Origin of the sequence: Enterobacter sp. SM3 (genome assembly GCF_009811935.2) — a bacterium.
Classification (GTDB): Bacteria; Pseudomonadota; Gammaproteobacteria; order Enterobacterales; family Enterobacteriaceae; genus Enterobacter; species Enterobacter asburiae_D.
Genome location: NZ_CP099971.1, coordinates 192563 through 216036 on the forward strand (window position 1 = coordinate 192563; position 23474 = coordinate 216036).

Consider the following 23474-nt stretch of genomic DNA (forward strand, 5'->3'; position numbering starts at 1 on the left):
TGGGGCACATCGTAGGCCCGGTAAGCGCAGCGCCACCGGGCAGCTACCCGCAGTTAATTATGCCTCGTCCACCCATATCCGCATTTCCCCTTCTCCCCGGTTAGCCCAGCTAAACCAGGGAATGAAGGTCAGCGTCTGGGGCTGACGTTGTACCGGCGAGCGGTCGTATTGCCACAGCGCATCCGTGTCCTTCACGTGACACCCCATCCCCTCTGCCTGTATCAGCATCTTGTGCGCGAAAATCCCTTTCCCTTCAAAGACCCTGAACTCGCTGTTTTCAGGCAGAGAAAGGTGATGAAGATTGGCACCGTTATCAGCCTCTTCCAGGCAGTAAACCAGCGGTCCGCGCTGTAGAGCGACTTTCCCCGCCTGCTGGCGGACCTGTGGGTTGCCATACACCCGGCGAACCGGCATAGGTAACGTTAGCGTAATGACGTCACCCTCCTGCCAGCTGCGGGTCAGATAAAGGTATCCACGTGAGATCTCGCCCGTTACCGCTTCACCATTTAATAAAACGTCAGGCGCGGCACACCAGTCCGGCAGCCTGAGTGCCAGCGTGTGGGTGACCGGAACCGGCGAGGTGATTTCGATCTTCACCTGCTCCTGCCACGGATAATTACCGCTAATGCGCAGCTGTAGGGCGTTATCGCCAACCGGAATGGCGACGTCGTTCCCCACGTACAGATTGATCAACAGCGCATCCTGGCGGACGGTATAAATGTAGTGCCCCAGCGAGGTCAGCACGCGGGCGATATTCGGCGGACAACAGGCGCAGCCAAACCAGCGCTGGCGGACGGGTTTCACGTGATCGTAGATATGGTTGAATGCCAGCGTTTTCGGGTGCACCTCCAGCGGATTCACATAAAAGAAATGCTTACCGTCCAGCGCCATCCCGCCCAGTACCGTGTTGTATAACGCGCGCTCCATCACGTCGGCGTAGTGGCCGTCAGCCTCCATCTCCAGCATCCTGCGCGCAAACATCATCAGACCGATGGAGGCACAGCTTTCGGCATAGACCGTATCGTTGGGCAGATCGTAATCACTGCTGAACGCCTCGCCGCTGCTTTGCGACCCGATTCCACCGGTAATATACAGCTGGCGCTGCGCCATATTTTTCCACAGCCGCAGACAGTCCTGCCGTTTATCCTCGTCATGACTCAGGCGCGCCAGATGCGCCATGCCCGCCATCAGGTAGACAAAACGCACCGCGTGTCCAATGGCCGTTTGTTGTTCAGAAAGCGGCTGATGCGCCTGGCTGTAGGCTTTGTCCTTGACCATCCAGGCCGGACCATAGGTGTTCCAGTATGACGTTCTGCCGCGCTTCTCATATTCGATATCGTAGAAGTGAGGCTGCACGCCGCGTTGTTCAACGAAATATTTCACCAGCGTGAGGTAGCGGGGCTCCTGCGTGACGTCGTAAAGCCGCATCAGCGCCAGCTCGATTTCCGGGTGGCCCGGATAACCATGTAGCTGGTTTTCACCGGGGCCAAACACGCTGTCGATATGGTCCGCCAGCCTGCAGACCACATCCAGCAGACGGCGTTTCCCTGTTCCCTGGAAATACGCCACGCCCGCTTCAATCATATGTCCGGCGCAGTACAGCTCGTGGCATTCGGCCAGATTCGTCCAGCGCTCCTCGGGGGCTTTCACCGTAAAGTACGTGTTGAGATAGCCATCTTCACACTGCGCTGCGGCAATCAGTTCAATGACCTCGTCGGCGGTTTTTTCCAGTTCAGCATCCGGTTTCTGGCACAGCGACCACGCCACGGCTTCGAGCCATTTCGCCACGTCACTGTCCTGGAACACCATGCCGTAGAATTCACCTTCCTCCAGGCCCGCCGCAATGCGGAAGTTGGCGATGGCGTGGCTGGGTTCGGCCTCCGTCACGCGATCGTTTAGGGCATCCCACTGGTAGGGGATCACCACCTCACGTACCAGCCGTTGATACTGCCCGAGAAACGGGTCGTTAATTTTCAGTTTATGCAGGTCGGCTTCCATAATAGACATCGTGTTCTCCTCAGGAGGGTACGTGACGCTGGCGCAGGTCGGTGGCAATGCGCGACATCATAGGGTTGTTGAGTCTGCACCAGCGGATAGAGACGGCCAGCAGCAGATGGAAAAGGGCGGGGAGCAGCGTCTCCATGGCGGTGATGCCCTGCAGCGAAGCAGGCGTCTGATTGCCCGCGCCTGGCTGATAGGCCACGACAATAAACACCAGGCTGATGATCCCGGCGCTGGACGCCCACGCGAGCTTGATGAAAAACAGGTTGAAGGCGAAGTTCATCCCAGAAGAGCGCACGCCGGTTTTCCATTCGCCGTAATCATCGGCAAACGCCATCAGCGAGAAGTGCAGCGGCAGGGTGAAGCCCAGGATCACGCCGTTGCTTAAAATGACGATCAGCCAGAGCGTCTGGTGTGCCGGGCCGCCTGGCAGGAACCACATTCCCACTGCGAGCGCGGCGAGCACCAGGTTGGTGTAATAGTAGAGTTTGACTGTATCAATACGGCGCGACAGCGGGCTGACGATCACCGCGCCCAGAATGGCGGCAAAGGTCACCATGGTGAAAAACAGCGAGGTATACGCGGTACTGCCCTGCAGCACGTAGGTGATAAAGTACATATACCCGCCGCCTCGAATGTTGAAGACATTGATCAGCAGGAACGACATCACCAGCATCAGCAGCAGCTGATCGTTTTTACGCAACCCGGCCAGATGCTCGCGCAGGGTGAATTTGCCCATTAGCGCCAGCGGGACGCGCTCGCGCACCCAGAAGAAGCAGCACAGGAACATCACCACGGCGACAGCGCACAGCACCCCAACGCCAAGCTGGTAACCTTTTGCGGCATTGCCCTGGCCCAGCGCTTCGACGAGCCACGGCAGACCCACTGAGACCAGGAAACCCGCAACACCGCAGAGTACAAAGCGCCATGACTGGCAGGAGATCACCTCATTGTGACGGGTCGTCATCGTGTTGATCAGCGCGCAGTAGGGCACGTTGATGGCGGTGTAGCCCACAGACAACAGCAAATAGGTGCCGAACGCCCACGCGATTTTCACGCCCATGCTGGCTTCCGGAACGGTGAAAGTCAGCACGCCGATAATCCCGATCGGGAAGGCGACCCACAGCTGCCACGGGCGAAAACGCCCCCAGCGGCTTTGCGTGCGGTCGGCAATAATGCCCATTACCGGATCGGAAATGGCGTCAAATACGCGCAAGGCAATAAAGAGCGTGCCAACGAGCGCAGGCGTCAGACCAAAAATATCGGTATAGAAAAAGGTCAGAAAATTCATGATCAGGCAGGTAATCACCGTCCCGCCCGCATCACCCAGGCCGTAGCCAATTTTTTCGCGGACGGACAAGTGGCTATCTGTTGCCCCTTGTGTCACGTCTGATTCTGTAATCGGTGTGGAAGTCATGAAGTAACTCCTCAGTAATCGAATTTATTATCGTATTTGTGCAAGGTACTCATTTATTCTGCACCGAACGGAAAGGCCAACAAGGGAAGGGAAAAGTATAAAAACATGACGATTCCGACCTGATGATAAAAATGTGATTCCGATCGGACAGTTATTCGAATATTGATTAATAATCAAAGCGTAAGTTGAATATTGATGGCAATAAAAGCGGAATGGTGAATATCCATGCTTGAATTATCCATAGCGCTTCCGATTAAGGTCCAAAATGGCGGCTTATTTATCTCCCGGGGCGTGGGCCGCCACCCTGCGCGAAAATTAACGTCGTGGGAGATTATTTTTGTCGAAAAAGGGACATTAACGATCCAGGAAGAAAGCACGTTATTTGAGGTAAAAGCAGGAGAGAGTTTGCTGCTTTGGCCAGACCGACGCCATGTGGGCGTGGGCGACTTTCCGGCCGATCTTAAATTTTACTGGCTGCATTTTGAGGTTGAGCATCACCCGCCCCGGTTACCAAATTTGGCAATAGAACAACATTGCCGAGTGAGGGATGCACAGTATGTGATTTCTCTTTTTCGCCAGTTCCTGAGTGAGCAGGAGAAATTACAGCGAAGCGTGGCGCTGGAAATCATTTTATTACTGATTTTACAGCAAATTTCCATTTCATCAGGATATGAAGATAAAGCTGATGAAGCCGGTGCGGCGATGGCGTGGAAGGCGAAGCAGCTCATTCGCACGCAGTTTCATTTACCGCTTTCTACGTCGCAACTGGCAAAAGCGTTGCACTGCAATGCCGATTACCTCGGACGCGTATTTCGCCGGACTTTCCATTTAACCCTGACGGAGGCGATACATCGCCAGCGCGTCAGGGCGGCTGAAAAGCTGTTGCTGGATGGCTCTGCCTCGCTCACCGAAGTGGCAACCCGCTGCGGCTTTAATGACGTGGGCTATTTTCGGCAGATCTTTTCAAAGCATACCGGGCTAACCCCCGCCGTCTGGAAACGGCGGTACTGTAAAGAGCATATCAATTCCGGCTGATCACTGGCCGTAATAGGCATTCACCCCATGCTTGCGCAGATAGTGCTTGTCGAGCAGCTCCTGCTGCATAACCGGTAGCTGCGGTGCGAGCTGGCGCGAGAACAGGCCCATGTACGCGCACTCTTCCAGAACTACGGCATTGTGAACCGCATCGGCAGCATCTTTACCCCAGGCGAACGGGCCGTGGGAGTGGACCAGCACCGCCGGGATCTGCATCGGGCTGAGATCGCGCTCCTCGAAGGTTTTGATGATCACTTCACCCGTCTGGTATTCGTATTCCCCGGCAATTTCTGCCGAGGTCATCAGGCGCGTGCAGGGAATGGTTCCGTAGAAATAGTCCGCGTGCGTTGTGCCCCAGGCGGGTAAATCCTGCCCCGCCTGCGACCAGATGGTGGCGTGGCGGGAATGCGTATGCACGATGCCGCCAATCTCCGGGTAACGTCGGTACAGCGCAAGATGGGTGGGCGTGTCTGAAGAGGGTTTTTTATTACCCTCGACGACCTGACCCGTGGCGATATTCACCACCACCATATCCTCCGCCGTCATCACGTCGTACTCCACGCCGGACGGCTTGATCACCATCATGCCGCTTTCGCGATCTATTGCACTGACGTTGCCCCAGGTAAAGGTCACCAGCTGGTGGGCGGGCAGCGCCAGGTTTGCCGCCAGCACCTCGGCTTTGAGTTGTTCTAACATGTCATGCCTCCTTCCTGCATACGGGCTTCAATCCAGCGGCGTGCCTGAATGATCTCCAGCACTGGCTCTTTGGCTTTTTCGGTCCACATTTCAATCAGAAACGCGCCGCGATAGTTCAACTGATTCAACGTGTTAAACACACCGACAAAATCGACGCAGCCATCGCCAAACGGCACGTCACGGAACTGTCCGGGGCTTTGCGCGGTCACGGGCTGGGTGTCTTTCAGGTGAATAGCCGCAATGCGGTCAATGCCCAGCGTCAGCTCGGCGGTAACGTCGTTACCCCACGCGCTGAGGTTGCCGACGTCCGGGTAAACGCTGAACCACGGCGAGGCGAACATGTCGTCCCACTTCTTCCACTTGCTGATAGAATTCATAAATGCGGTATCCATGATCTCGACTGCCAGCATCACCTGTGCGGCGGCGGCCTGCTCGACGGCCCAGGCCAGTCCTTCGGCAAAGCGCTGCTGCGTGCCTTCATCGTGCTCCTCGTAATAGACGTCATAACCCGCAAGCTGAATAGTGCGAATGCCTAAGTCGCGCGCCAGCCTGATGGCTTTGGTCATGATCTCACGGGCGCGCTGGCGCACCGTTTCGTCGCGGCTGCCAAACGGGAAGCGACGGTGGGCGGACAAACACATTGACGGGATCGCCACGCCCGTTTCGAGCATGGCTTCGACCAGGGATGCACGCTGCGTGGTGCTCCATTCAAGGCGCGATAAACGCTCGTCGGTTTCATCAACCGACATCTCAACGAAATCGAATCCGCAGCTCTTCGCCAGGACCAGGCGTTCCGGCCAGGAGAGATCTTTTGGTAGTGCTTTTTCGTAAATCCCTAACGGATGCTGACGCATAGTTACGCTCCCCAGATGTCGCGAATTTGCGAGTGGAATGCCTGCGCCACCTGCGGCGGATTCTCTGCTCCAGCCAGCGCACGCCCGGCAATAAAGGCTTTGACGTTGATCTGCTTAAACAGCGGCAGGTCGGCAGGGGTGATCCCGCCGGTGATCGAGAGCTGCAGGCCGATATCGGAGAGCGCCTTCATTTTCGCGAGATCCGCTTCGCCCCACTGCTGACCGCTCGCCTGTGCGTCGCGCCCGCGGTGATAGATTGCCTGCTTCACGCCGACGCGATGCCATGCGCGCGCGTCGTCCTGCGTCCAGTTGCCAAAGAGCTCCATCTGGATTTCACCTCCGCAGCGCAGTGCCACCTCGTGGCCTCGCTCAACGGTTGCCAGCGGCGCGGCGCAGATGATGGTCATCCAGTTAGCGCCCGCGCCAAACGCCTGCTCAGCCAGCGTTTCTCCGGCGTCGGCCACTTTCCAGTCCGCAACGACGATCTTATCCGGGCACTGCTCGCGCAGGGCGCGCACGGCGTTCAGCCCTTCTGTCAGGCACAAAATGGTGCCCGCTTCGACGATATCGACGTGATCTGAAAGCGTCGCGACGTCGCGCTGCGCGGCCTGCAGTGAAGTGTGGTCGAGCGCCAGCTGCAGTAATGGTCGGCTCATAGGTCGTACTCCTTAACACGGGCGTGATAGCCCTGTAGTGCTGAAATCAGTAGCTGGTAACGGTGATATTTGCGCTGGTAGGCCGCATGGGCGCGCATGTCCGGTTCAATCACCCGGATGTCGTGTTTGAGGGTGCGCTGCGCCGCGTGGAAATCGGGGTAGACGCCAGTGCCTACCAGCGCCGCCAGCGCCGCGCCGGAGCACCCCGTCTCTTCCACCTGCGGCAGCTCAATGGCCAGCCCGCTGACGTCGGCGAGCATTTGCATCCACACGTCCGAATGGGCCGGACCACCCGTCACGCGCAGCGCCTGCACCTGGGTAAAGCGTTCGAGCATGCGGTTAAGGTGGGTCATGTGGCTGAACACCACGCCTTCGTAAACCGCCTGCAGCAGGTGCGCGCGGGTGTGTAGCGCCTGCATGCCGTAGAAACCACTGGTCATCTCCAGCCCGGCGTTGCTGCCGTAGAGGAACGGCAGGAAGAACAGATCGCTTTCCGCTTTCGGCAGGCTGGCGACGGCATGGTTGATCTCATCGAATGACATATCGCCCCATTGGGCAGTGAGCCACTCAAGATTGCCGGATGAGGTGGGGCTGGCTTCGTGAACGATGTACTGCTGCGGGTGCACGTAGCGGCCATAGACGTACGGGAAGGGTTCGTTGTCGCGAAGCGCACTGGCGATCCCGCTGGTGACGGCCCAGGTGCCCATCACGGCATTCAGCGTGTGCTGGTCTTGCAGCCCGGCGCAGACTGCGGTGGAAACCACATCAAACAGTCCACCAACGACGGGCGTGCCCGCCGCGAGACCGGTAAGTGCGGCTGCCTGAGCGGTGATTTCCCCGCAAATTTCTGCTGAGCCGACAATCGGCGGCAGGGCGCCGTCAATTTCGCTGATACCGAGCCAGCGCGTAAGCTGTGGGTCGTATTTCCCGGTATTCATGTTGTAGAGATTGGACTCGGAGATATTGCTCTCCTCACAGCCCTTCACGCCGGTCAGACACCAGCGCAGATAGTCGTGCGCCATCATCACGCTGCTAATCTGCTGGTACCGCTGCGGTTCGTTCTCTTTCACCCAGCGCAGGAGCGAGGCCGGGTGCCCGGTCCACAGCGTCTGGCGCGTGTGCGGGTAGAGCTTTTCGGGAATGCCGTCCTGCTGCCAACGCTGCACAATGTCCAGCGCCCGGCGGTCAGAGGAGAGTATGGCGTTGCCCAGCGGCTGGTCCTGTTTATCGAGCAGAAACAGTCCCTTACCCTGTGCAGAAATGCCGATACCTTTAATCTGGTTGCCGTTTACACCTGAATTCTTAAGCAACGCGGCGATGGTGGCGTGGCAGTGCTGCCACAACTCATGCATATCCCGCTCCGCGTAGCCAGCACGCGGGCTGAGCGTGGCAACGGAGCGACGTTCAATACAAACTTCCTTGCCCTGGCTGTTGTATAAACCGGCTTTCAGATAAGTACCGCCACAATCGATACCCAGCCAGAAGGGTTCTTTTTCACTCATCTTCATCTCACTTATTCGCCGGGTGGACCCGGTTCGGTTTTCTCCCTCTCCCCGTGGGAGAGGGCTGGGGTGAGGGCATCAGGCCGCACGCTTATGCGGAGTCACCGTGGGATTAGGCTCTGCGCCGGCATCGCATTTCGCCGGTAACAGCAGGGCCAGCAGTGACGCCAGCGCCAGCGACACCGCCAGGCAGTAAACGCCCGCATCTTTGCTGTACAGGGTGATCAGCACGCCAACCGCATACGGGCCGCAGAAGCCACCAAGGTTGCCCAGGGCGTTGATCACGCCGCGCGCGCCGCCCGCCATCTCTGCGCTGAACAGTCGCGCCGGAATGGTCCAGAACACGCCCGCGGCGGATTGCAGGAAGAACCCGCAGCCCACCAGCGCTGAATACGCCAGCCAGGTACTCTCTTTCAGCGCCACAGAGAGGAACATGCAGAGTGCAAAGCCAATCAACGGCAGGGAGACAAACAGCTTGCGCTTGCCGGTGCGGTCAGAAAGCGTAGAGAACAGGAACATGCCCGCAATGGCGCCGATGTAAGGCAGGATGGCGAGCATGCCCACCTGACCAATGCTGGTGTGCGTCAGCTCTTTCAGGATGGTCGGCAGCCAGAGGGTGTAACCGTAAATCCCGGTCTGGTAGAAGAAGTTCAGGGCGATCAGCTGCCACATGGTTTTGTCGGACAGCACGGCGCTGAGCGAGGCATTTTTTACCTCTTTTCCGGCGATGGCCTGCTGCTCCGCCGCCAGCGTTTGCACCAGATAGTTTTTCTCCGCCTCTGAGATCCAGCGCGCTTCCTGCGGTCGGTCGTACACGGTGAACGCCCACAGCACCAGCACAACGACGGACATCAGACCTTCAATGATGAACAGCCAGCGCCAGTCGAGTGCGGTAATAATCCAGCCCGACAGCGGGGCGGTGATAATCCCGGCGATGGGTACGAACATGATCACAATGGCATTGGCGCGACCGCGCTCGGCATCCGGAAACCAGTTGCTGATCATGGTGAGCACAACGGGCAGCATCCCGCCTTCCGCCACGCCGAGTAAGAAGCGCAGCACCAGCAGCTGATACTGATTCGTCACCAGACCCGTGAGCACCGAGATCACCGCCCAGGCAACCAGCGACCAGCCGATAAACTTCTTGCCGCTGCCGTGGACGGCAATCTTGCCGCCGGGAACCTGCAGGAACAGATAGCCGATAAAGAAGATCCCACCTGCCAGGCCCGCCATAGTGGCGGTAATACCTAATTCTTCATCCATACCACCCGGCATCGCAAAAGCGATATTCACGCGGTCCATATATGAAATAATGCAGGCGATAAGAATGGGAGGAATGATTCTTAGCCAGCGCTGGCGCGGAATGTCCGCTTGTAGAGTATTCGAGTAAGTGTTCATATTTACTGTCTCAGTCAATGTAACCGGAATAGGGATATTTTTATTGTTATTGTGTTGCTTTATTCATTTCGCTAATACCGTCACGCAAAATAGCGATGCGATGACTGACGTCAGCATTAGCATTTATTTCCAGTAATTTAATACCGGAGAATTTCAACGTTGCGGCGCTCGCCGCAGTAAAGAGTGATTTTGCGTGTTCAGCTGACATCAAACTGTCGGCGCAGAATGAAGAAAACGGCGCGTGCAGATCCTGCCATTCTCCGTACTCCCCGTGGCTGGTCGTGCCCGAAAACATCAGTGCACCCAGTTTCCCGGCGTTGAGCGCGGCCTTAACGTGGTCAAGCGGAAGGGTCGTGCTGCGGCCTTCGATGGCCGAACGCGCCCAGTTGATGCAGACGCTGATATCGGTGTCTTTCACCACCTCCAGCACCTGCTCCAGGGGCAGGAAGCCCTTGCGCGGTGCCGGACCGTTCATGGCATCGCAGTGTTCCAGCACCAGATCGCAGTCCCAGTCCCAGCCCGCGATTTCCCGAATCGAGCGGGAAAACGCCTCGGTAGCCTGTTCGATGGAAGCATTGCCCGCCTGCGGGGCTGCCTGCATCTCCAGGGCAATCACTTTGCCCGGGAAGCGAGCGTTCACGGCAGTAATTCTCTGTTGCAGATGACGGTAGAAATCAACGCACGCTTTACGCTGCGCTTCGTCGGCTGAGGCCAGGCCAAACGCGCCGTTGCTGCTGCCGCGGCGGCGCATGGTTTCCATGACTGCGGTGACGACGATTTGCCAGTCACCCGGCGTATGGCGGAACAGCCATTCATCCCCAAACGGATGGAGATGTTCAAGGCACGGCTGTTCCAGGCCACGAATGTTCGGCGTGTCGGAAAGTTCCCGCCAGAAGGTTTGTTCTTCTTGTTCCCCTTTCTGGTGAAACGAGGGTGCGCAGGGGTACGCACCAATAATAAAACCGGTATTGGTCATTTCGCGTTCCTGTATATATATCAGAAAACTAATCTAATTCGCTGATTGCCACTTTCACCACAATTTTACGAATTGCGGATCCCTTGTTTTTAATACAGGCAGGACGATGCACATCCTGCGGGAAAAATAGGGCATAGCTGCCGGGTGTCATTTCGATAAAGGATTCATTTTCGCTGTCGTGATAAAAAATAATATCCCGCTGTTCCAGTAATGATTCGCTTATTTCGTTATTGCCGGTATCAATAGCGATACCGATTTTCTCTTCACCCCATGCCAAAAACTGAATATCCAGATAGCGGCGGTGCACTTCAGGACGGTTCTCGTGCGGTTCCTTTGTCGTCAGGTCGAGAACCTGGGCAAAAATAGTGCGGCCTTCAATTTCCACCACGCCTGGCGCCAGGGTGGTGAAATCCGTAGTGCGAAGAAAATGAAGTGCTTTTTCAATCGCCCGCGGCAGGCGACACGGATTTGGCTGGGAAATATGTCCGAATATCATGGTCCACTCCTTACAGAGACTGGATTTTCGCCCACACGCTGTCGTCAACCGTGATGCCGTTACGGCGGTTCTCTTCCAGCAAACGGGTGAATTCATGCCCCGGCAGACGGACGGCGACGTTTTCATCAGCGCGTTCGGCGGTGGTGACGAAGTCCATGATGCGCTGCAGTTTGGCATCTCGTGTTGGGCCGTCGACCAGGCGATCAACCTCGATGGCGATAAAGATCTGCGACACGCCATACTCGTCGCTGTTGTCCTGGGTCACTTCCGCGACGGAGGATCCGTTGGAGAGCAGGGTGGCGATCATATCGAGCACGATGGATAAGCCGGACCCTTTCCAGTAGCCCATCGGCAGAATACGGCGGTTTTTCTCAATCACGCCCGGCTCTCGGGTGAGATTGCCCTCGTCGTCGAAGCCGCCATCGACCGGCAGCTCGCGCCCGGCCAGGCGATTCACTTCCAGCATGCCGTAGGAGAACATCGACATCGACATATCGACCATGGTGATCGGGTTAGAGGGAATAGCCACGATCAGCGGGTTGGTGCCGATGCAGCACTCTTTTGATCCCCATGCGGGCATCACGGCGATAGAGTTGGTCCAGCAAATGCCGATATAGCCCTTCTCCGCCGCCTGCCAGCCGTAGCTGCCGCCGCGCATCCAGTGGTTCGCGTTGCGCAGTGCCACCAGACCGATGCCGTGGTCGGACGCCAGCTCGGTGGCGCGATCCATCATTTTTTTCGCCGTCAGGTTTCCGATGGCGCGCTGGGCGTCCCACTGTTCGATAGCCCCTAATGTCATCACCCGTTTTGGCTGTGCGTCGGGAATGATATCGCCTGCATCAAGCTGCTGAATAAAGCGCGGGAAGCGGTTAACGCCGTGCGAATAGACGCCGGACTCCGTGGTGCGGGCGAACATCTCGGCGCAGGCGTCTGCGGTTTCAGCTTTCACGCCGCGATCGAGCAGGACCCGATTGAACGCCGCTTTCAACTCTTCAAAGGTCACTTTCATCCCTGTTCTCCTGTTCTTTTAAGGGGCAAGTGCGAGTGCTTTTTTATCGCTAAATTTCACTATGCGGAATCTGATTTCAAATATAGCGATCAAATTTTGTCAGATCAACGACATTCATGTTTTTCAAAATCGATTAAAATCAAAAGGTTGTGTTTTTTCTGTTGAGATCGTGAACTGAACCACACTTTGCGCTACCATCAGGGCGCGACAAAAAGGAGCCATTTAATGAGCATGAAAGAGAGCGAAATGACGCAAGAAAAAGAGAGGCCAGCAGGCAGCCAGAGCTTGTTTCGCGGCCTGATGCTGATTGAAATCCTCAGCAACTATCCGAACGGATGTCCGCTTGCGCATTTATCGGAACTGGCGGGGCTGAATAAGAGCACCGTGCACCGCTTGCTGCAGGGGCTACAGTCGTGCGGGTATGTGACCCCGGCACCCGCGGCGGGCAGCTATCGCCTGACCACCAAATTTATCGCCGTCGGGCAAAAGGCGCTGTCGTCGCTGAATATCATCCACGTGGCCGCTCCGCACCTCGAAGCGCTGAACATCGCGACCGGCGAGACGGTGAACTTCTCCAGCCGGGAAGACGACCACGCGATCCTGATTTACAAGCTCGAACCGACAACCGGTATGCTGCGCACGCGCGCCTATATCGGTCAGCATATGCCGCTCTACTGCTCCGCAATGGGCAAGATCTACATGGCGTTTGGTCATCAGGACTACGTGGCGAGCTACTGGGAAAGCCATCAGGAACAGATCCAACCTTTGACGCGCAACACCATCACTGAGCTGAGTGCGATGTATGATGAGCTGGCGGAAATTCGCGATCGCAGCATGGCGATGGACAAAGAAGAGAACGAGCTGGGGGTTTCCTGCATTGCCGTGCCGGTCTTTGATATCCACGGCCGCGTGCCGTATGCGATCTCCATTTCGCTGTCGACGTCGCGCATGAAGCAGGTGGGTGAGAAGAACCTGCTCAAGCCGCTGCGCGAAACGGCAGAGGCTATCTCAAAAGAGCTGGGTTTTAACGTGCGCGAGGCGTAACAGATGAACCGATTTATCATGGCGGATGCGGAAAAATGCATTGGGTGCCGCACCTGCGAAGTGGCCTGCGCGGTGTCGCATCAGAGCGCTGTCTCCGCTCATGCCTTTACGCCCCGCCTTCGGGTGGTTAAGGGGGGCGCCTACACGACGGCCGTGGGTTGCCATCAGTGCGAGGATGCGCCCTGTGCTAACGTCTGTCCAACCCATGCCATCAGCCGTACGGCGGGAGCCTGGCTCGTTGAGCAGACGCGCTGCATCGGGTGCAAAAGCTGTGTGGTGGCGTGTCCGTTTGGGGCGATGCAGGTTCGTCTGGAGGGAAATAAGCCGCAGGCGCTGAAATGTGATTTATGTGCGCATCGCGAAGGCGGACCGGCCTGCGTTGAGGCCTGTCCAACCCACGCGTTAAGCTGTGTCGATCCCGCCAGATTACGCGCCGAGCGGCAACGTTATCTGGCGTAGGGTTTTACTAACCGTCTTCGCGCCAGGCTTTTTCGATTTCTTCGGCGAGGATCTTAACCCCCGCTTCGATTTTTTCCGGGTCGGGCACATAGTTCATGCGCATGCACTGGTGAGTATGCGGCCACGGCTTATCGAGCCCCGGGAAGAAGTAATCGCCTGGTACCATCAGCACGCCGCGCTTTTTCAGGCGCTGGTAAAGCAGCTCGGTGGTGATCGGCAAATCCTTAAACCACAGCCACAGGAAAATCGCCCCTTCAGGCTTGTGGATCAGGCAGCGTTCTTCCGGCAAATAGCGGCGAATTGTCGCAATTGTCTCCTGAACGCGCTGGTAGTAGAACGGTTTGATCACGTCATTGGACAGACGCAGCAGGTCGTTGCGCTTAATCATTTCGCACATCATCGCCGGGCCAATGCCGCCCGGTGAAAGGCTGATAATGCCGTTCATATTGGTAATGGCGGTGATGATTTTCTCGTTAGCGATGATGATGCCGCAGCGGCTGCCCGGCAGACCCAGCTTAGAGAGGCTCATGCACAGGACAATGTTCGGGTTCCAAAGCGGACGTGCTTCGCTGAAGATAATGCCCGGGAACGGAACGCCGTAGGCGTTATCGATCACCAGCGGAATGCCGTGCTGATTCGCGAGCGCATCCAGCTTCATCAGCTCGTCATCGGTGATCACGTTGCCCGTTGGGTTAGTCGGACGCGATACGCAGATCATGCCCGTCTCTTCACCAATATGCAGGTGTTCAAAATCGACGTGATATTTGAACTGGCCTTCCGGCAGCAGCTCAATGTTCGGGCGCGCGGAGACGAACAGATCCTCTTCCAGGCCGGAATCAGCGTAGCCGATATACTCCGGTGCCAGCGGGAACAGCACTTTTTTGGTGGTGCCGTCGGCGCGACGCCCTGCGAACAGGTTAAACAAGTAGAAAAACGCGCTCTGGCTGCCGTTTGTCAGTGCAATATTCTGTGGTTCGATATCCCAACCCAGCTCGTCACGCAGCATTTCGGCAAGGAGTGCCAACAGCTCGGTTTTACCCTGCGGGCCGTCGTAATTGCAAAGCGCATCGGTTGCTTTGCCGTTTTCCAGCATCTGAGCGAGCAGCGTCTGGAAATAGGTCGTCATCTCCGGGATTTGAGCCGGGTTTCCGCCGCCGAGCATGATTGCGCCCGGTGTGCGCAGCCCGTCGTTGAGGTCCTCCATCAGGCGAGTAATGCCTGAATGGCGGGTAAATTTGTCGCCGAAAAGTGAAAACGTCATAGCAGGTGATCTGTCGAGCTTATTTTGAAAGTGGGTAACCATAACGCTAGCACCGTGCTGGTGCAAATCGGGTGATGTGGTCGGATTTGTTGTTTTGTATGGCAGAGTTGGATTTGTGTAGTGAATAGTTCTGGAGAGTGCCCCTCACCCCGGCCCTCTCCCCAAAGGGGCGAGGGGGAAAGACCGCACAGTGCAATTCCCTCTCCCCTGTGGGGAGAGGGTTAGGGTTAGGGTGAGGGGTGTGGTCTACTGATTACCTGCCCATACCACCATCACCTTATCGCCATTGTGCTCGCGCACGAAGCCGTACCCCTCTTTCAGCGACAGCGTGGTTTGCTTGCCTTCACCGATCGCCGGATGGCGGGCGCGGAACTGGCCCAGCGTTTGCCAGTGGGCGACGGTTAGGGCCTGCTTGCCCGTGACGTCCTGCCAGTTCATATCCGAACGGGTGCCCTGCAGCGGGTCGGAGCCTGTTGGCCCAAACGGACGCTCGGATTCATCCCCGTAATAGATTTGTACGCTGCCCGGCGCCAGCAGAAGCAGCTCCGCCGCGCGCTGGCCCCCTTCGCGGAACAGACGCGTATCGTGTGATGAGAGATAGCTCAGCACGTTGAAGCTTTGCAGCTTCTCCGCCATCTGCTGCCAGGTGAGATCCATGTCGGCCAGGCAATCCACCGCTTTTGCCGCCTGCTCCTGATAATCAAAGTTGATCATCGCATCAAAACCGTGGCGGTAATAATCGCTTTGCATCACCCCGTGGCCCCAGGATTCCCCGGTCATCCAGAACGGTGCGTTGTCGAGCTTTTTGTCCGGGTTCGCCCCTTTCCAGGCGGCCAGCGCCTGGCTTGCCTGGTCTTTCAGCTGTTGCCAGGCCGCAAGCTCAACGTGTTTAGCCGTATCCACCCGGAAACCGTCGATGCCGTAGTCACGTACCCACTGGCTGAGCCAGTGGGTCAGATAATCGCGCGGGGTATATCCCGGGATGGCCTTCGCGAGGGTATCGGGCTTGTGTTGGTAAAAGTTTGGCAATCCGGAAGGCGTCGTGGATTCCGTTTTCAGATCCGGCAGAAATGCCAGCGACATGGTCAAATCATCAAAGCCAGGGTTGTCGTAATCGCCGATATCGGTGCGGATCCACTTTTTACCCCACCATTTTTCCCATGCGGCTTTGTCGCTAAAGTTGATGTAGTCGTTAAAGCTGTGCCAGCTTTGGCCCGCGCCCGGCTTCCAGTCCGTCCAGCGTTCTCCCAGCATCTTTTTCAGCTCATCACCCTGCAGGTACAGGGCTCCAAACTGATACTCCTGCATGTCTGCCAGCGTGGCATAGCCAACGTGGTTCATGACGATATCGAACAGAATGCGGATCCCGCGCTTATGCGCTTCGTCGACAAGCTGGCGCAGGTCATCCTCAGTGCCCATATTGGCGTCGAGCTTTGTCCAGTCCTGGGTGTAGTAGCCGTGATAGGCGTAATGCGGGAAATCACCTTTGGTGCCACCGCCAACCCAGCCGTGGATCTGCTCAAGCGGAGAGCTTATCCAGAGCGCATTCACCCCCAGTTGCTGTAAGTAGTCGAGCTTGCCGGCGAGTCCCTTGAGGTCACCGCCGTGGAAGGTGCCAATCTCCTGCATGCCGTCTTTATGGCGACCGTAACTGTTGTCGTTGCCCGGGTCACCATTCACATAGCGGTCGGTCAGTACAAAATAGACGGTGGCGTTTTGCCAGCTAAACGGCGCAGGCTTGTCGGTTTCGGCGCGCTCAAGCAGCAGCAGGCCGTTGCTGTTGGCGGCTGGCTGCAGGGTTATTTTTCCATTCTGCACCGTTGCCGTCTGTTTACTGTAGAAGTCGCGCACCACGGAGCCTTCCGGGAAGGTACTGCTGACGTCCAGCGTCAGCGGTTTGCCGTCCCACTTCGGACACTGGCGGATGACGTTTGCAACCGGCTGTTCTGCGGCACTCTGAATCGTCAGCATTAGGGTGGGCGTGCCGGAGCGGGTATCAATCCGCATCTGGTAGTCACCGTCGCGGAAAAGGCGCCACTGCGGTGGCGTGCCGTCACAGGGCTTGAGCGACAGCATCTCATTGAGTTTTATCGCGTCCGCAGGCTGCCAGCACGTCTTGTCAAAACTCAGCGTCAGAGGATGCGTACCCTTCGCAAGCTTTGCCTGGCTGGTGAAGACCCCGGTGCCTTCGGCGCTAAAGGCGCTAAACCCCGGCGATGACCAGTCGGCATGCGCCAGTGCGGGTAACATCAGAAAGGCTAATGCGGTACGTTTCATTCCTTTTTCCTGTCGCGGCATTTTTGACCAGTGTGCCATCAGGCGGGGGGCAAAAACTCATCCCCTGCCGCTTTCTGCCAGGAGGATGCGTGAGGATGAGTGATCTCGCGCAAAATTAGGCAGTTATCTGCGATAGCGCACACAGTTTCTGCGGAATGATTTTTTTATGAGCAAGTTTCAGGTGACATAGTTTCGGAATTGGACTATTTCTATACGTGCTCTTGAAGTCTATTTTTGATATGATTTGAGATTCCGCTCTCAAATTTGTGAAAAAAATAAGGTGTTGGGATGATTACATCCGACCAGGAGACCTAATGATATCGACTCCCATTCGACGATATGGGGCTGCGATACTCATGTTACTCACCACGGCATTTTCGGGTGAGGTGCTTGCGAAGACGCACACGGATACAACGAGTAAGAAAGCCCACGTAATAAAGACGACAAGTAGTAAGGTTAGCAGTAAACAAGAGTATTCTCGCAATAGTGCAAAGAGTAGTTCACTTCCTGATTTGCGAAAATACCCTTCCGGAACACCAAGGAAAAAAGCGTTTCTCCGGACGGTAATGCCTTACATCACGAGTCAAAATGCCGCGATTACTGCGGATCGTAACTGGCTGATTTCCAAACAGTACGATAGCCGCTGGTCGCCGTCAGAGCGCGCGCGTCTGAAAGATATCACGAAGCGCTACAAGCTGAGCTGGAACGGTAACACGCGTCGTGTGCCGTGGAATGCTCTCCTTGAGCGTGTAGATATCATCCCGGGCAGCATGGTTGCGACCATGGCTGCTGCCGAAAGCGGCTGGGGGACGTCTAAGCTTGCGCGTAGCAACAACAACCTTTTCGGCATGAAATGTGTGAAAGGTCGTTGTAACAATGCCCCTGGCAAGGTGAAAGGCTATTCGCAGTTTGAATCTGTGAAAGATTCCGTCAGCGCCTACGTGGTAAATCTGAACACGCACCCGGCCTACTCATCGTTCCGTAAATCACGCGCTCAGCTGCGTAAAGCGGACCAGGAAGTGACGGCCAGTACGATGATCCACAAGCTGAAAGGTTATTCGACAAAGGGACAGAGCTATAACAACTATCTGTTCGCCATGTACCAGGATAACCAGCGCTTAATCGCCGCCCATATGTAATCTCAAAAAAACGCCTTCCACTGGAAGGCGTTTTCTTTTCTATATCAGCACCTCGCTGTGGCGATCCCGATACTCCTTCGGCGTGGTGTCATACTCTTTGCGGAACACCGAATAGAAATATTGCAGAGACGGGTAACCGCACATCTGCGAGATTTCGTTGATCGACAGCGACGTGGAAATGAGCAGGCTGCGTGCTTTCTCCAGCTTTTCAGCATGGATGACGGCATGAATGGTTTCGCCCACCTCTTCTTTAAAACGCTTCTCCAGATTCGAGCGCGAAATGCCCACCGAATCCAGCACCTGATCGACCTTAATCCCTTTGCAGGCGTGGTTGCGAATATAGTGCATGGCCTGAATGACGGCGGGGTCGCTTAAGGAGCGATAATCAGTTGAGCGACGTTCTACGACGCGGACAGGAGGCACGAGCAAGCGCTGAAGGGGCAGAGATTCTTTATCCAGCAGACGATGCAGCAGCTTCGCCGCCTGATAACCCATCTGACGCGTGCCCTGTGCAACAGAGGAGAGCGCCACGCGAGACAGATAGCGGGTCAGTTCTTCGTTATCAATGCCAATCACGCACAGCTTTTCGGGCACCGGAATGTGTAAGTGTTCGCAGACCTGCAGCACGTGCCGCGCGCGCGCGTCCGTCACGGCAATAATACCGGTTTGCGGCGGCAGCGTTTGCAGCCAGTCCGCCAGGCGGTTTTGCGCGTGCTGCCAGTTTTCCGGCGCGGTCTCCAGCCCCTGGTACACCACACCGCGATACTTTTCCTTCGCGACCAGCTGGCAAAACGCGTGTTCGCGTTCAACGGCCCAGCGCTTGCCGCTGGTGGCCGGTAACCCATAAAACGCGAAGCGATGGACGCCTTTCTCTTTTAAATGAAGAAAGGCGGCCTCGACCAGGGCATGGTTATCGGTGGCAATATAGTGGACCGGCGGATAGTGTTCGGGCGCATGGTAGGAGCCGCCGACGCCCACAATCGGGACGTCGACGTCGGTCAGCAGCTGCTCGATGACGGGATCGTCATAGTCGGCGATGACGCCATCGCCCAGCCACTCTTTGATGTTCTCCAGACGGGTGCGAAAATCTTCTTCAATAAAAATATCCCATTCAGATTGCGACGCCTGCAAATATTCACCAACACCTTCTACCACCTGACGGTCGTAGGCTTTATTGGCATTGAATAACAACGTAATGCGGTGACGCTTTTCAAACATGGCTCACTTCCCAATTAAGTCACAATACGGTTATCAGGCCCGTCGCTTGGTGGCCGAGTCCATCCAGACTGCCAGTAAAAGAATGGCCCCCTTGACGATATACTGCCAAAACGTCGGGACGTCCATCATACTCATCCCGTTATCCAACGACGCCATGATAAATGCCCCCATGACCGCGCCCGCCACGCTACCGATACCCCCTGCGAGGCTGGTGCCGCCAATGACGCAGGCGGCGATAGCATCCAGTTCGGCAATGTTACCGGCGGAGGGCGATCCAGCTCCGAGACGCGAGCTGAGGATCAGCCCGGCGATAGCGACCATCAGGCCGTTAATGGCGAAGACCGCCAGCTTGGTGCGCTCGACATTGATACCCGAGAGGCGGGCAGCTTCAAGGTTGCCGCCAATGGCATAAATACGGCGGCCAAACGCGGTGCGCGTGGCCATAAACATGCCGCCCAGCAGTAAAAGCGCCAGCAGCAGGACGGGGGTCGGGACACCGCGATAGTCGTTAAGAAGCCAAATGGCGCCCAGCACAATGACCGCCGTGAGCGCCTGACGCCCCACCACCGAGGTTGACGCCGGAGAAGCCAGCCCCAGCGCCTGACGGCGCATGCGTCCACGCCACTGCCACGCGACAAAGGCCAGCAACCCAATCACACCGAGGGTAAAGCCCACGCTATCTGAGAGGTAACTCTGGCCAATCTGCGACATGGCCGCACTGGTGGGGGAGACGGTGGTGCCGTTGGTGATGCCGATTAAGATCCCGCGGAAGGCCAGCATCCCCGCCAGGGTGACAATGAACGATGGCACCTTACGGTAGGCAACCCACCAGCCGTTCCAGGCTCCCAGAACCAGACCCAGCACCAGCGTGACCGCCACGGTCAGCGGCAGCGGCCAGCCGAGCCAGACGTCAAAAATCGCCGCCACGCCGCCGAGGAGCCCCATCATCGAACCGACCGACAGGTCGATTTCCGCGGAGATAATCACGAACACCATGCCCACGGCCAGAATGCCGGTGATGGCGGTCTGGCGGAGCAGGTTGGAGACGTTACGCGCGCTCAGGTAAGAGCCATCCGTCATCCACGTGAAGAACAACATGATGACGATGATCGCCGCGATCATCACGAAAACCTGCAGGTTAAGCGCTTTTAGCCCCGCGAACGCACCGGGCGTCGGAACAGCGACTTTGATATCAGACGGATTGCTTTTCGACATGACGTTCGCTCCTTAAAGCGGCTTCCATCACCTGCTCCTGCGTCAGGTTCTGGTTAATCAGGTTGGCTTTCAGTTTTCCCTCGTGCATGACCAGCACGCGGTCGCTCAGGCCGAGCACTTCGGGTAACTCAGACGAAATGACAATGACGGCAATCCCTTGCTGTACAAGCTGATTAATCAGTTTGTAGATTTCATATTTGGCACCGATATCAATCCCGCGCGTGGGCTCATCAAGGATTAATATGCGTGGATTGAGAAGCAGGCAGCGCGCCAGAATCGCCTTCTGCTGGTTGCCGCCGCTCAGGCGGCCTATCGCCAGCTCCGGTGAAGAGGTTTTGACCTTCAGCCGGGCAAGCGACTGGAGGATGCACTGCTGCTCGGCGGCATCGTCCAGGCTGCTCAGCGCGCCGGAGAACCGATCGAGTGCCGCAAGCGTAATGTTTTTACCCACAGCCATGACCGGCACGATGCCGTCTTTTTTACGATCTTCCGGGACCATGGCAATGCCGCGGGCAATCGCCTGCTGGCAGTTGTCGATTTTCACCGGCTGACCGTCGATATAAATCGTGCCCTCCCAGCGCCCCGGCCACACGCCAAACAGACACTGTACGGCTTCGGTGCGCCCGGCACCGACGAGGCCCGCTATCCCAAGAATTTCGCCACGGCGAAGGGAAAACGAGACGTTATTGACGCGCTTAATGTGGCGGTTAACGGGGTGCCACGCGGTCAGGTTTTCCACGCGCAGCACTTCATCACCTGTTGCGTGGGGTTCATTCGGGTAAAGTGCCGTTAGCTCGCGGCCCACCATCATGGTGATGATGTCATCCTCGCTCATCCCGGCGGCTTCACGCGTGCCGATGTGTTGCCCGTCGCGGATCACGCAGATGGTGTCCGAAATGGCTTTAACCTCGTTCAGCTTGTGCGAGATGTAGATACAGGCGATGCCGTGGTTTTGCAGGTCGCGGATGATATTGAGCAGAACCGCGGTTTCCTGTTCGGTGAGCGAGGCCGTGGGCTCATCAAGGATCAGCAGCCTGACCTGTTTATTTAGCGCTTTCGCTATTTCGACCAGCTGCTGTTGCCCGAGGCCCAGATCCCCCACGCGGGTATCCGGTGAAATGTTGAGGCTCACCTGCGCCAGCAGCTTTTCGCAGCGGAGCGTCATGGTGTCGTAATCCAGCACGCCGTGGCGGGAAATTTCGGCCCCGAGGAAGATATTCTCCAGCACGGTGAGATGCTTCACCAGCGCCAGCTCCTGGTGAATGATGGCGATGCCTTTGCGTTCGGTATCGCGGATGTGTGTCGCCTGGATAACTTCACCGGCAAAGACGATTTCACCTTCGTAGCTGCCGTGTGGGTATATCCCGCACAACACTTTCATCAGCGTCGACTTGCCCGAACCGTTCTCACCGCACAGCGAAACCACTTCGCCGGGGTTCAACCGGAGGCTGACGTTGTCGACGGCTTTCACCGTGCCGAAGCGTTTGGTGATGCTTTTCATTTCAAGTAAATAAGGCATAACCGCTCCACATAACCCGAAGGAAGAACAGTACAACGTGATGCGCCCCCGCAGAGCAGGGGCCGCGCCGGATTACAGTTCGCTCTTCTTGTGGAAACCGTCTTTAACCACGGTGGCGTCAATGTTCTCTTTGTTGACTTCAATCGGTGTGAGCAGGCGCGCCGGAACGTCTTTCAGCCCGTTATTCAGGGTCGCGTCTGCTTTAGGTTGTTTGCCATTGCCCAGCTCTACGGCGATTTCCGCCGCCGTATTGGCCAGTTGGGTAATCGGTTTGTAGACCGTCATGGTTTGGGTGCCTGCGATAATGCGTTTTACGCCAGCCAGATCGGCATCCTGTCCTGAAATGGCGACTTTACCGGCCAGCCCCTGGGCGCTCAGGGCCTGGATAGCGCCGCCTGCGGTGGCATCGTTAGAGGCCACAACCGCGTCAATTTTGTTGTTGTTGGCCGTCAGCGCGTTTTCCATAATCTTCAGCGCGTTTTCTGGCAGCCAGCCGTCGGCCCACTGATCGCCAACCACTTTAATTTTCCCGTTGTCGATGTACGGCTTAAGGACTTTCATTTGCCCTTCGCGGAACAGTTTGGCGTTGTTATCCACCGGAGAGCCGCCCATCAGGAAATAATTGCCCTGAGGCACTTTATCGATCAGGCTTTGCGCCTGTAATTCCCCGACTTTTTCATTGTCGAATGAAATATAATAATCAATGTCCGCATTATTAATCATGCGGTCATAGGCCAGGACTTTTATGCCTTCCTGTTTGGCTTCTTTCACCACGTTACTTAATACCTGGCCGTTATAGGGGATAATGACCAGGACATCGACGCCACGGTTGATCATATTCTCGATCTGCGACATTTGTGTTTCTTCGTTGCCGTTAGCCGACTGAACAAACACGCTGGCGCCGAGGGATTCTGCTTTTTTAACAAAAATATCGCGATCTTTTTGCCAGCGCTCCAGACGCAGGTCGTCAATCGCCATGCCAATTTTGACCTCTTTGGCATGTCCTGCAAAGCTTGCAAGGAGGAGCGTAGTGCAAAGCGTTAGAGTCAGGTTCTTTATCTTCATAATTATTAGGCCTTTTTGTAGGGGTATGTGTTGCTGAGATAAAAGAAACATTCACTGCTGAGACGCAGCAAATTTTTAACGCGGAAAGGCGGGCTGGCAATTACAGATTTTTATCTTCTCATTATGATATTTGGTTTATTTCTGAATTTATGACCGCGATCGGATTTTAAAATACGTAACGTCTTAATTACATTTGATTCTGGAATACGCGCCGAAAAATAGTTTGTCTGCGCATTA

The 23474-nt window shown here is 56.4% G+C and carries 20 protein-coding genes; 4 read left to right on the forward strand and 16 right to left on the reverse strand.

Features of this window, described 5'->3' with window-relative positions; all coding sequences use genetic code 11:
• Positions 1-57: 57 nt before the first annotated feature.
• Positions 58-2007, reverse strand: coding sequence for a glycoside hydrolase family 127 protein (locus GVO84_RS00805; RefSeq protein WP_159515265.1), 1950 nt, complete (start codon positions 2005-2007; stop codon positions 58-60).
• A gap of 10 nt (positions 2008-2017) precedes the next feature.
• A complete protein-coding gene (locus GVO84_RS00810; RefSeq protein WP_159515266.1) occupies positions 2018-3418 on the reverse strand; it encodes an MFS transporter in 1401 nt (466 codons plus the stop codon).
• Between the two features lie 225 nt (positions 3419-3643).
• On the opposite strand from GVO84_RS00810, the gene GVO84_RS00815 reads away from it, so the two are divergent.
• Positions 3644-4453, forward strand: a complete 810-nt coding sequence (locus GVO84_RS00815; RefSeq protein WP_121425995.1) for an AraC family transcriptional regulator — start codon at positions 3644-3646, stop codon at positions 4451-4453.
• On the opposite strand, the gene araD is transcribed toward GVO84_RS00815, so the two are convergent.
• From araD to yiaK, 8 genes are all read right to left on the reverse strand, one after another.
• A complete protein-coding gene (gene araD / locus GVO84_RS00820) occupies positions 4454-5149 on the reverse strand; it encodes an L-ribulose-5-phosphate 4-epimerase (RefSeq protein ID WP_159515267.1) in 696 nt (231 codons plus the stop codon).
• Entirely contained in the window at positions 5143-6003 is an 861-nt protein-coding gene (locus tag GVO84_RS00825) for an L-ribulose-5-phosphate 3-epimerase (RefSeq protein WP_080329869.1), read from the reverse strand. Before GVO84_RS00825 ends, araD begins: the two co-directional genes overlap by 7 nt.
• A gap of 2 nt (positions 6004-6005) precedes the next feature.
• Complete coding sequence (ulaD, locus tag GVO84_RS00830) at positions 6006-6659, reverse strand: 3-keto-L-gulonate-6-phosphate decarboxylase UlaD (protein WP_159515268.1); 654 nt, start codon at positions 6657-6659, stop codon at positions 6006-6008.
• Positions 6656-8161, reverse strand: coding sequence for an FGGY-family carbohydrate kinase (locus GVO84_RS00835; RefSeq protein ID WP_159515269.1), 1506 nt, complete (start codon positions 8159-8161; stop codon positions 6656-6658). The genes ulaD and GVO84_RS00835 overlap by 4 nt, the downstream gene beginning before the upstream one ends.
• A gap of 78 nt (positions 8162-8239) precedes the next feature.
• On the reverse strand, positions 8240-9559 hold the full coding sequence (locus tag GVO84_RS00840; protein WP_159515270.1) for an MFS transporter: 1320 nt from the start codon (positions 9557-9559) through the stop codon (positions 8240-8242).
• A 46-nt stretch (positions 9560-9605) separates the two neighbouring features.
• Positions 9606-10535, reverse strand: a complete 930-nt coding sequence (locus tag GVO84_RS00845; protein WP_159515271.1) for a DUF4862 family protein — start codon at positions 10533-10535, stop codon at positions 9606-9608.
• Positions 10536-10563: 28 nt separating this feature from the next.
• Positions 10564-11031: a YhcH/YjgK/YiaL family protein gene (locus GVO84_RS00850; RefSeq protein ID WP_159515272.1), complete on the reverse strand. Its 468-nt coding sequence runs from the start codon at positions 11029-11031 to the stop codon at positions 10564-10566.
• 10 nt (positions 11032-11041) lie between these two features.
• Positions 11042-12040 carry a 3-dehydro-L-gulonate 2-dehydrogenase gene (yiaK, locus tag GVO84_RS00855; RefSeq protein ID WP_121425988.1) on the reverse strand — a complete coding sequence of 333 codons (999 nt, stop codon included), beginning with the start codon at positions 12038-12040 and terminating at the stop codon, positions 11042-11044.
• A gap of 225 nt (positions 12041-12265) precedes the next feature.
• On the opposite strand from yiaK, the gene yiaJ reads away from it, so the two are divergent.
• The gene (gene yiaJ, locus GVO84_RS00860; RefSeq protein ID WP_021242452.1) at positions 12266-13084 is read left to right on the forward strand and encodes an IclR family transcriptional regulator YiaJ; all 819 of its coding nucleotides are present in this window, start codon (positions 12266-12268) and stop codon (positions 13082-13084) included.
• A 3-nt stretch (positions 13085-13087) separates the two neighbouring features.
• On the forward strand, positions 13088-13543 hold the full coding sequence (locus GVO84_RS00865; protein ID WP_159515273.1) for a 4Fe-4S dicluster domain-containing protein: 456 nt from the start codon (positions 13088-13090) through the stop codon (positions 13541-13543).
• 7 nt (positions 13544-13550) lie between these two features.
• On the opposite strand, the gene avtA is transcribed toward GVO84_RS00865, so the two are convergent.
• The gene (gene avtA, locus GVO84_RS00870) at positions 13551-14804 is read right to left on the reverse strand and encodes a valine--pyruvate transaminase (RefSeq protein ID WP_121425986.1); all 1254 of its coding nucleotides are present in this window, start codon (positions 14802-14804) and stop codon (positions 13551-13553) included.
• 246 nt (positions 14805-15050) lie between these two features.
• Positions 15051-17081, reverse strand: coding sequence for an alpha-amylase (locus GVO84_RS00875; RefSeq protein ID WP_159515274.1), 2031 nt, complete (start codon positions 17079-17081; stop codon positions 15051-15053).
• Between the two features lie 314 nt (positions 17082-17395).
• On the opposite strand from GVO84_RS00875, the gene GVO84_RS00880 reads away from it, so the two are divergent.
• A complete protein-coding gene (locus GVO84_RS00880) occupies positions 17396-18220 on the forward strand; it encodes a protein bax (protein WP_032661838.1) in 825 nt (274 codons plus the stop codon).
• 39 nt (positions 18221-18259) lie between these two features.
• On the opposite strand, the gene xylR is transcribed toward GVO84_RS00880, so the two are convergent.
• From xylR to xylF, 4 genes are all read right to left on the reverse strand, one after another.
• On the reverse strand, positions 18260-19438 hold the full coding sequence (gene xylR, locus GVO84_RS00885; protein WP_159515275.1) for a D-xylose utilization transcriptional activator XylR: 1179 nt from the start codon (positions 19436-19438) through the stop codon (positions 18260-18262).
• A 33-nt stretch (positions 19439-19471) separates the two neighbouring features.
• On the reverse strand, positions 19472-20653 hold the full coding sequence (xylH, locus tag GVO84_RS00890) for a xylose ABC transporter permease XylH (RefSeq protein ID WP_024909063.1): 1182 nt from the start codon (positions 20651-20653) through the stop codon (positions 19472-19474).
• Positions 20631-22172, reverse strand: a complete 1542-nt coding sequence (locus GVO84_RS00895; protein WP_121425982.1) for a xylose ABC transporter ATP-binding protein — start codon at positions 22170-22172, stop codon at positions 20631-20633. Before GVO84_RS00895 ends, xylH begins: the two co-directional genes overlap by 23 nt.
• A gap of 72 nt (positions 22173-22244) precedes the next feature.
• Positions 22245-23237: a D-xylose ABC transporter substrate-binding protein gene (gene xylF, locus GVO84_RS00900; protein WP_032650791.1), complete on the reverse strand. Its 993-nt coding sequence runs from the start codon at positions 23235-23237 to the stop codon at positions 22245-22247.
• Between the last annotated feature and the right edge of the window lie 237 nt (positions 23238-23474).

Coding starts and splice junctions, on each gene's coding strand:
- GVO84_RS00805 (WP_159515265.1), bottom strand. CDS start 2,007: ATGTCTATTATGGAAGCCGACCTGCATAAACTGAAAATTAACGACCCG.
- GVO84_RS00810 (WP_159515266.1), bottom strand. CDS start 3,418: ATGACTTCCACACCGATTACAGAATCAGACGTGACACAAGGGGCAACA.
- GVO84_RS00815 (WP_121425995.1), top strand. CDS start 3,644: ATGCTTGAATTATCCATAGCGCTTCCGATTAAGGTCCAAAATGGCGGC.
- araD (WP_159515267.1), bottom strand. CDS start 5,149: ATGTTAGAACAACTCAAAGCCGAGGTGCTGGCGGCAAACCTGGCGCTG.
- GVO84_RS00825 (WP_080329869.1), bottom strand. CDS start 6,003: ATGCGTCAGCATCCGTTAGGGATTTACGAAAAAGCACTACCAAAAGAT.
- ulaD (WP_159515268.1), bottom strand. CDS start 6,659: ATGAGCCGACCATTACTGCAGCTGGCGCTCGACCACACTTCACTGCAG.
- GVO84_RS00835 (WP_159515269.1), bottom strand. CDS start 8,161: ATGAGTGAAAAAGAACCCTTCTGGCTGGGTATCGATTGTGGCGGTACT.
- GVO84_RS00840 (WP_159515270.1), bottom strand. CDS start 9,559: ATGAACACTTACTCGAATACTCTACAAGCGGACATTCCGCGCCAGCGC.
- GVO84_RS00845 (WP_159515271.1), bottom strand. CDS start 10,535: ATGACCAATACCGGTTTTATTATTGGTGCGTACCCCTGCGCACCCTCG.
- GVO84_RS00850 (WP_159515272.1), bottom strand. CDS start 11,031: ATGATATTCGGACATATTTCCCAGCCAAATCCGTGTCGCCTGCCGCGG.
- yiaK (WP_121425988.1), bottom strand. CDS start 12,040: ATGAAAGTGACCTTTGAAGAGTTGAAAGCGGCGTTCAATCGGGTCCTG.
- yiaJ (WP_021242452.1), top strand. CDS start 12,266: ATGAGCATGAAAGAGAGCGAAATGACGCAAGAAAAAGAGAGGCCAGCA.
- GVO84_RS00865 (WP_159515273.1), top strand. CDS start 13,088: ATGAACCGATTTATCATGGCGGATGCGGAAAAATGCATTGGGTGCCGC.
- avtA (WP_121425986.1), bottom strand. CDS start 14,804: ATGACGTTTTCACTTTTCGGCGACAAATTTACCCGCCATTCAGGCATT.
- GVO84_RS00875 (WP_159515274.1), bottom strand. CDS start 17,081: ATGAAACGTACCGCATTAGCCTTTCTGATGTTACCCGCACTGGCGCAT.
- GVO84_RS00880 (WP_032661838.1), top strand. CDS start 17,396: ATGATATCGACTCCCATTCGACGATATGGGGCTGCGATACTCATGTTA.
- xylR (WP_159515275.1), bottom strand. CDS start 19,438: ATGTTTGAAAAGCGTCACCGCATTACGTTGTTATTCAATGCCAATAAA.
- xylH (WP_024909063.1), bottom strand. CDS start 20,653: ATGTCGAAAAGCAATCCGTCTGATATCAAAGTCGCTGTTCCGACGCCC.
- GVO84_RS00895 (WP_121425982.1), bottom strand. CDS start 22,172: ATGCCTTATTTACTTGAAATGAAAAGCATCACCAAACGCTTCGGCACG.
- xylF (WP_032650791.1), bottom strand. CDS start 23,237: ATGAAGATAAAGAACCTGACTCTAACGCTTTGCACTACGCTCCTCCTT.